The sequence below is a fragment of the Chitinophagales bacterium genome (genome assembly GCA_019694975.1).
GTDB lineage: Bacteria > Bacteroidota > Bacteroidia > Chitinophagales > UBA10324 > JACCZZ01.
Genome location: JAIBAY010000010.1, coordinates 117097 through 125269, shown reverse-complemented (window position 1 = coordinate 125269; position 8173 = coordinate 117097). Strand labels below are relative to the sequence as shown.

The following is an 8173-nucleotide window of genomic DNA, read 5'->3' as shown; positions in this document are numbered from 1 at the left end:
TCACTGAATTCTACTGTTAATGACATGGCTCTTACAGTAAGATTTGCTTACTCCATCTAAGGTCATTATTTCTTTAATATGCCCGTATATATCTTTAACCTTAGTTTTCAACTGCTAAATCCGGGTTTAATCCTTTTCATTATTAATACCATCGGGCAGATGGTCAATTGCATCAGCTCATTTGAACCTTTGTTTTTCATTTGAAAATGTGCGATGAATTATCTGTGTTGAAAAATCATTGAGCGGCTTTACAACTGCTGCAACAAACAAACTATAAGAACATCATGAACCTGAAATTAAAATACGGAAATACAGCGCTTGTTGCAGGAGCTTCTGAAGGCATTGGTGCCGCTTACAGTACTTATCTTGCCGCTCAGGGCATGGACCTTGTACTTATAGCGCGACGGCAGGCGCCATTGCAGCTATTGGCGCAAGCACTGATGAAAGAGTATTCCATCAGCGTCACCTGCATCAACTGTGATTTAGCGGACCCAACGGCCACACAACAGATAATCGCAGCATTGAACGGGGCATCAATTAACCTGCTCGTATATAATGCCGGACTTTCCTACATAGGCTCTTTTGAAAAGAACAGTGCGGCGCATAATCATGAAATGCTTGCCACCAATGTGCTGACGGCCATGAACATGGTTCATCTTTTCGGGGAGCGGATGCTGCAAGATGGAAAAGGTGCCGTGATATTAATGTCATCGCTTGCCGGATTTCAGGGCAGTGGTTATTTAGCCATATATGCTGCCACCAAAGCATTTACCCGTGTGTTTGCTGAAAGCCTGTGGTACGAATGGAAGAACCGTGGCGTGGATATCATGGCATGTTGTGCCGGCGCCACTTCCTCCCCAAATTTTATCAATACCCATCCGGGAAAAACAAACTTCTTCGCACCTAAAGTGCAAACGCCTGAAGCGGTGGTGCAGGAATGTTTTGAAAAACTGGGTAAGCAACCATCGTTCGTTACCGGTGGCGCTAACAAGATGGCATCGTTCATCATGCAGCGGATATTGCCGGGAAAAATGGCCATTAATATTATGGGTGACACCACTAAAAAAATGTACCGGCTTTAATCTCAGTAGATATATGGAATGATCCGGTAAGGAACTTTTTCCCTGTATATCTTCCACAGGTTGCCATATTTCAATGCACACCGTTTATCATCATCCAGTTGCCGCGGTAACAGGAGCGCCACATAATACAATGGGTACAGCCACGGCCAGATCATCATGGGATGGCCTACACACAGTATCATTCCGGCAGCCATCAGTATTTCACCCAGGTAATTGATATGCCGGCTCCATCCCCAGAATCCATTTACCAGCAAAATCTTATTTCCATCTGTGATTGTTTCCGGTTTAATTCCTAAAAATGATTTATCCGGATTTTTTTTGAAATAGTATTTCTGGAGGTTGGCACCTCGTGACAGTATCCAGCCGGCCAAGAAGAGCAGGGCATACAAAATCAATAACCATACAGGCGTGTGCTGAGCAGGCAAATCAGCCGTTGACCATTGTGCGATCGCATAGAAAAACGGATAGAATACCAGGCAACCCCATCCTAATTTGAAACCTACTTTCTCCGCAAAAAAATCATAGGTGTACAGGTGCACCTCTTCAAAGATGAGATAATCAATCACAAAAAAAGTGAGCAGCGCACCGGAAAGAAAAATTCCCGGAGATGCTTCCGCCCTGTACATCATCCAGTGTTGTGCAATGAAACTCAGAACATTCAACTCCAGCATCACCGCGCCGGTGAGATAGAGCCACATCTTCAGATCAATGCGCCCGCCTGCAATTTGAGGGTTGTCAAGCCTTCCAAAAAATAAATCGGCCGCCAGTGATTTTTTCACCTTCCGATAAGGCAACACAATCAGCAATGTGAATATTATTCCAATGCAAAATGCACCGGCAAGTGCATACCATCTGTAGAGATACAACCAGTTCCATGGCAGAATGCCGGCATAGCCCAGCATAAACCAGGTTGCCACAACTACCAGCAACACAAGCGGGCCATTCAGCCGGTATCTCAGTTTTTCACCGGTGCTGAAGTGGCTGACATAACCAATCACTCTTCGGGCAGGGAATACATAGTGTAAAACCGAGATGAACAGGTAAATAAAAACCGGCGACAGGAAATACAATATTTTTTCCACGTTGATTGGATTGAAGCATTATAGATAGCAATAGCGTTGCTATTTTTTTCTAAAAATAAACAAAGGAAAAAAATATTGAAAAGACGTCATCCCAACAAGAACAATATGCTGAACCTGAATTAGTGAATATAACACATTCGTCAGCTGTTGCTTAACCGCAAAAACTTCTGCGGTCTGTTACCTGATGCACATAAACTGTTGTTCGAAAACAGGTTCATTGCCGGCGGTGATACGGATGAAATAAGCGCCTTCGGCAAAAGCCGCAAGCGGGACGACTGCTGCAGATGAACCCGGTGCAATCTCGCTGTTGTAAATGAGTCTGCCGTTGATGTCATAAATTTTCAGTTCGAGAGATTCTTTGCTGGCGAACGGCATATTGATGTGGAGAACGCTTGTTGCAGGATTGGGGAAAACGGTGAACCGGTCCGCATCATTTGCAATGCTTTGCGCTGATGTTATGAGTCCGTCGAAACTGAGATTATCTACATAGAGCATTGAATTACCATGTGGCATGAGGTTATTCTCCGGATAAAATGCCGCCATCATAATTCTCCCGCTGTCTGCAGTTTCATAGCCGGGAATGGAAAGACAAAATGAAGTCCATTCCCAACACTCTTCATTTGTTTCAAGACTTATTTGTGAAACCTCATTACCATTATCATACAATGCCAGGAAGATCCTCATCGTATCATTATTCTGCGGGAAAAACTTGAAGTATCCGCAAAAACTCGTGGGATGACCGGTAACGGGGAATGCCGGATTATCGGTGCCGGCAAGACCGCCCGTCCAGATAATTCCAAGTGCACTCCAGTCCGGCAGCAATGAAACATTATTCTGAATGCTGATGGAATAGTTGCCGACCGCAGCAGGGTAGTGATCCGCAGACCTTATGACACCAAAAGATGCGCCACTCGTATCAGAAAAATCATTGGTGCCATACCATCCGGAAGGTTTCATACAGTTACCCGCCGTAATCCAGGTTTCAAATCCGTTGTTCGGAATTTGCGCTATGCAATTAAATGTTGTCAATGCACACAGCAGGAAGAGTATCTTTTTCATAACGCTGCATTTAGTGCAGGCTGTCATCGCCCGCATCAGTAAAAAATCTATCTTTCCGTAAAATTGAAACATCAGCAGCACGAATACAATGAGCAATGTCAGGATGGAAAGTGTAATCCAGGGGAGAAATGTGTTGGAAAAGGGAATATCAGCTTCAGCATTATCTATGTTGCAGGTCGCAATGCAGGATGCTGCTGTCATATCCGGCGGAAGTATCTGACCGGCGCTTGCATTCCGGCTATCCTTTTTTTTCGTTGAATAGCTTCCAGTTTATATAGGTCAACTCAAATTTAATTTCAACTTTTCCATGCATGCCGGTTTCCTGCCAGCCTGCCTGCCGGTAAAACCGTTCCGCCCTTGTGCCGGATGCTGTTCCTAACCACACTGTTTGAGTGGTCTGGCTAAAATACCAATGAAGCATCGTGTCATGCAATTGCCGGCCAATACCTTGCTTCTCAAATGCAGGCAGCACGAACAATGCCCAGATATTATTTTCCTTCAGGTCAGCAATGGCAAATCCTGCCATTTCACCAGCCACTTCGCAAACCCAGCCCTTGCCTCTTTGCGTAATAAATACCTCACAATCTTTATCGGTAACCAGCGCCGGATCGGAGAGCCTGTTTTCACGCACCGCATTTCTGATGTACTGTATCGCACGGATGTCTTTGATCGTTGCTTCCCTGATTTGCATGAACAGCAGCTTTAATGATCGGATATAAAGTGGACTTCTTTGCAGCGGGCCATTGCCGGCACGCCTAATTTCCGAGTAATAAAAAACAGGCTGAAGCGGCATCAGTCATTCCATGCGAAGCATTCCGCTCCGGAATTTTCCAACCGGCCACAATTTGCTGATTTTTTGTTACTGCGGATATTTTACCTTTAGACTGCATTATTAAAAGGTCGTTTCTTTTTTCTTCACCAAGCCCCTGTAACTGTTAAATTCCAGCCTGTATGAAAATTGCAATGTTCACCAATGAATTTCCGCCCAATATCTATGGGGGTGCCGGCGTCCACGTTGACTTTCTCACGCATGAACTCGCGAAGATGGCAAAAGTGGAAGTACGATGCTACGGCGATCAGTCTGAAGATAGCCGCGGCATGAATGTGCGCGGGGTCAACAATACGCTGGTGATGCCGGAGATGAAAGACAATGCGCGCGATAAGATGTTCGCAAACATGTACCGCGATGTGGAAATGGCACGCTCAACACCGGATGCTGATATCATACACTGTCACACCTGGTACACCCATCTTGCCGGAATATTTGCGCGCGAAATGTTACAGGCGCCGCTCATCCTCACCACCCACAGCCTGGAAACTCATCGCCCCTGGAAAGTGGAACAATTGGGAAATGGCTATTTCTTGTCGAGATGGATTGAACGGCATGCCTATCAGACTGCCGATGGCATTATTGCCGTGAGCGAGCAGATGCGCAGGGATGTGATTGAAGCGTATGAAGTGGAAGAACGCAAAGTAAAAGTCATACACAATGGCATAGATCCTGAATTCTATCAGCCCACGATGGATGCTGAAGTGCTGGAAGAATATGGCATAGATCCCAAGGTGCCCTTCGTCTTGTTTGTGGGCCGTATCACGCGGCAAAAAGGCATCTCGCAACTCATTGGTGCTGCTCGGCATTTCAACCGAAATTGCCAGGTAGTGTTTTGTGCCGGCGCTCCTGATACCAAAGAGATCGCGGAAGAAACCGAAGAGCTGATGGCCGGATTGCGTGCAGACAGGGAAGGGGTGATATTAATTTCTGAAATGCTTCCGCGTGAAAAGGTAAGAGTGCTATACAGCCACGCACGGGTCTTCGCCTGTCCTTCTTTATATGAACCATTTGGTATCATTAACCTGGAGGCGATGGCCTGCCAGACTGCCGTGGTGGGTTCAAAGGTCGGCGGCATTCCGGAAATAATTGTTGATGGCATCACCGGCTTCCTCGTGCCGCTGGAAGGCGTGAGCCGCACAGATTTTTATCCTTCCAATCCAAAAACATTTCAAAGAGAGTTCGCAGAAAAAGTCAATATACTGCTGGAAGATGAAGTGCTGGCCAATGGCATGGGCAGAGCCGGCCGTGAACGGGTTTTGGAAAAATTCAGCTGGGAGTCCATTGCCCGCACTACCTACAAATATTATGAAGATGTGATCGATGGCTTCAAAGAAGAGAAAGCATGAAGGTGGTATGTTCATCAGTCTCAATGATGAAGCGGTCTTAAATTCGCTGTTGCATCTGCTATTTCCATAGTGATACCAGCTATCAATTTTAACTGCAAGGCGCGGTTCCTGCATCATCTTTCTAAGTAACCTTCCGCTTGCAGTTGCTGCATCAGCCGGCAAACTATCCTGTATTAATTTATATCTTTATTCTATAATCCGCACTATAATGAAAGACAAGTGGCTGAAACTCGTATTTCATTTTTTCCTCTTTATCATCGTGCTGTTATTTACAGCTGATCCGCTTACAGCACAAAACACTGCCTGCTGCCAGGATCCGGCGTGTACTCAGCTTGCAGCCACCTATGCCGATAAATTTATTACGGAAGTAAAAATGATGGGCAAGTATTCCGATGATGACCAGGTGCGTCAGCGCGCAATGGATTCTGTCAGCCATGCAAATGCCGCCGGATATAAAAAGATGATGCAGCAGGTCAGCGCCATACACGACTGGTCGGCTGATGATAATTCACGGCTTGATTGCATGCTGGAAAAAATGCCGGCTGATAATATTGATGCAACCTATTGGCTGTCGTACCTCATGGGAACCCGATATGCGTCTTCGTTTAAATCACCGGAGTTTGTCAGGGGCTTTGGCATCTTTATTCATGTGAATCAGGGTGCGATCAATCTGTTCGGCAAGGAAGAAGGGTATGCTCTCACCGGTGGTGCATTGCTTTCATACACGTTTACCAAGAAGGGGGAAGAGGCCGGAGGAAGCGTGCGTGCCATGATCGGGCCTTCCGTTTTTTACAGCGGGCAAACGGTTAACCTGCTGGTGAATCCGAGAATGGAATGGCGCCTGTTTGACATCGGCGGAGAGCTGACGAGCATCGGCTGTGTCAAATTGATCACGGAGGCAAACCTGAACGACAATCTGCAAATTGCCGGCATCGGGTTAGGTGCCGATATTTCAAAATTTGCTTTGCAGCTCAACGGCGGTTATGAATTTTCCAATGATGATTTCCTCCTGTTGCTTGGTATCGGATACCATATTCCCGTAAGAAAAAAGAACTAATTCTGCGATAGCATGAGAAGAGCCTTAATCACAAGTGGCGGTGGCGCCAAGGGCGCATTCACGATCGGAGCATTAAAATGCCTGGTTGCCAATAATATTGATCAGTTTGATATTATCAGCGGCACAAGCACCGGCTCATTGATTGCGATTTTAACGGCATGCCGTGAATTCACACTGATGGAAAATATTTATCAGCAGGTGGAGAACGATGATATTCTGAAGAAGCAGAACATCGTTGACAATATTCTGAACGACCGTCCTTATATTTATGATACCGATCCGCTGCTGAAAACGATTGATAAGAATTTGTCGGATTCCATGTTCGATCGTATCAAGTCATCAAATACCATACTCTGTTTAACTGCCATCAGCCTTCAATCAGGAAAAGTGACGGTGTTCTGTACTAAAAACATCCCTTCCGGACCGTATTACGATGTGAAGGTAATTAACACGCGCAGCCAGTTAATTGATGCCGCTATGGCCAGCAGCAGCCAGGCCGGTTTTTTAAAGCCGGTTACGATACAAACAGGCATAGCTGCCGATGGATCAAAAATACTGGAGCAGTTTGTTGACGGCGGTAACCGCGAAGTGATTCCCACGCGTATCGCAACCACACTGCATCCTGAGGAAATCTATGTACTCAGTAACAATCCACCGGTGCTGTTCCCGCACAATCCGCTATACACAAGTGTCATGCAAATAATTTTGAGAGCTATCGCGATATTCATACAGGATGTAAGGGAGAATGATATGGCTGTATTAAAGCAATACCGTGCGGATCATCCGACATGCAGGATTTTCAGAATTGAACCTGAACATGATCTTGATCCTGAACATCCGACCGGCCTTAACTTCAGCAAGCTGCAGATGACCATATGGAAAAGCCTTGGTGTGAAAGCTGCGCAGGCCGCTTTGCAAACCGGTGGTAACCTGAATCTATGATTCCAATTACAGGAATAAGTGTGCCTCCTATATAAAGAGGCATTATGATCTGTATTATTATAGCTGACTACTTTTTCCGCCAAAGCATACTTAATAATAAAAAAATATCTACCTTTTCTTGCTTTGTTTTCTATAGCCACCCATTTCTCTCCAATACTAAAACTCCACCCATGAAAAACCAACGCGCACTACTACCGGTCTTTGCAGGTTGCCTGCTGCTCAGTATCCTTTTCCTGCAGACAAGGTGCAGCAATGAAGTGGCCGACAAACCCCTGACCCAGGAGCAAATGATTGCCCGTGGGAGATACCTGGTAACCGTTGCATCCTGCAATGATTGCCACACGCCTAAAATCTTTACGCCAACCGGACCGCTTACAGATACTACCCGGCTGATGTCTGGCCATCCCGCTGACAGCCCTATGCCGAAAATGGATACCAATGCTTTGCATCCGGGATATTGGGCATTGGCAAGTCCTGACCTGACAGCCTGGGTTGGACCCTGGGGAATTTCTTACACCGCTAATCTAACGGCGGATTCAACTACCGGTATAGGTGCCTGGACAGATGAAATGTTTATCGGCACGCTTCGCACCGGTCATCATATGGGATTACCGGGCGGAAGAGCACTATTGCCACCCATGCCATGGCCATTTATAGGGCAGATGACGGATGAGGATCTGAAATCCGTATTTGCCTACCTGCGGAGTTTACCTGTAGTTAAGAATGCCGTTCCGCCACCTGTGGCGCCGCCTGATGTATTGAAAATGTAGTTA

At 46.1% G+C, this 8173-nt stretch carries 8 protein-coding genes; 5 read left to right on the top strand and 3 right to left on the bottom strand.

What is annotated here, in order from left to right:
- Positions 1 to 284: 284 nt before the first annotated feature.
- Positions 285 to 1082 (top strand): SDR family NAD(P)-dependent oxidoreductase, encoded by a 798-nt coding sequence (locus tag K1X61_15380; protein MBX7110031.1) that lies wholly within the window; start codon positions 285 to 287, stop codon positions 1080 to 1082.
- A gap of 2 nt (positions 1083 to 1084) precedes the next feature.
- Here K1X61_15380 and K1X61_15375 read toward each other — a convergent pair whose 3' ends face one another.
- The 3 genes from K1X61_15375 to K1X61_15365 form a co-directional block, all read right to left on the bottom strand.
- Entirely contained in the window at positions 1085 to 2164 is a 1080-nt protein-coding gene (locus K1X61_15375) for a DUF1295 domain-containing protein (protein ID MBX7110030.1), read from the bottom strand.
- A 177-nt stretch (positions 2165 to 2341) separates the two neighbouring features.
- Positions 2342 to 3424 carry a T9SS type A sorting domain-containing protein gene (locus K1X61_15370; GenBank protein MBX7110029.1) on the bottom strand — a complete coding sequence of 361 codons (1083 nt, stop codon included), beginning with the start codon at positions 3422 to 3424 and terminating at the stop codon, positions 2342 to 2344.
- Between the two features lie 37 nt (positions 3425 to 3461).
- Entirely contained in the window at positions 3462 to 3914 is a 453-nt protein-coding gene (locus K1X61_15365; GenBank protein ID MBX7110028.1) for a GNAT family N-acetyltransferase, read from the bottom strand.
- 260 nt (positions 3915 to 4174) lie between these two features.
- On the opposite strand from K1X61_15365, the gene glgA reads away from it, so the two are divergent.
- The 4 genes from glgA to K1X61_15345 all read left to right on the top strand — a co-directional run bounded on the left by glgA (position 4175) and on the right by K1X61_15345 (position 8170).
- Positions 4175 to 5401: a glycogen synthase gene (gene glgA / locus K1X61_15360; protein ID MBX7110027.1), complete on the top strand. Its 1227-nt coding sequence runs from the start codon at positions 4175 to 4177 to the stop codon at positions 5399 to 5401.
- A 208-nt stretch (positions 5402 to 5609) separates the two neighbouring features.
- Complete coding sequence (locus K1X61_15355) at positions 5610 to 6458, top strand: hypothetical protein (protein ID MBX7110026.1); 849 nt, start codon at positions 5610 to 5612, stop codon at positions 6456 to 6458.
- A gap of 12 nt (positions 6459 to 6470) precedes the next feature.
- A complete protein-coding gene (locus K1X61_15350) occupies positions 6471 to 7400 on the top strand; it encodes a patatin-like phospholipase family protein (GenBank protein MBX7110025.1) in 930 nt (309 codons plus the stop codon).
- Positions 7401 to 7570: 170 nt separating this feature from the next.
- Entirely contained in the window at positions 7571 to 8170 is a 600-nt protein-coding gene (locus tag K1X61_15345; GenBank protein ID MBX7110024.1) for a diheme cytochrome c-553, read from the top strand.
- Positions 8171 to 8173: the final 3 nt, after the last annotated feature.

Coding starts and splice junctions, on each gene's coding strand:
- K1X61_15365 (MBX7110028.1), bottom strand. CDS start 3,914: ATGCAAATCAGGGAAGCAACGATCAAAGACATCCGTGCGATACAGTAC.
- glgA (MBX7110027.1), top strand. CDS start 4,175: ATGAAAATTGCAATGTTCACCAATGAATTTCCGCCCAATATCTATGGG.
- K1X61_15345 (MBX7110024.1), top strand. CDS start 7,571: ATGAAAAACCAACGCGCACTACTACCGGTCTTTGCAGGTTGCCTGCTG.
- K1X61_15370 (MBX7110029.1), bottom strand. CDS start 3,424: ATGACAGCAGCATCCTGCATTGCGACCTGCAACATAGATAATGCTGAA.
- K1X61_15350 (MBX7110025.1), top strand. CDS start 6,471: ATGAGAAGAGCCTTAATCACAAGTGGCGGTGGCGCCAAGGGCGCATTC.
- K1X61_15380 (MBX7110031.1), top strand. CDS start 285: ATGAACCTGAAATTAAAATACGGAAATACAGCGCTTGTTGCAGGAGCT.
- K1X61_15355 (MBX7110026.1), top strand. CDS start 5,610: ATGAAAGACAAGTGGCTGAAACTCGTATTTCATTTTTTCCTCTTTATC.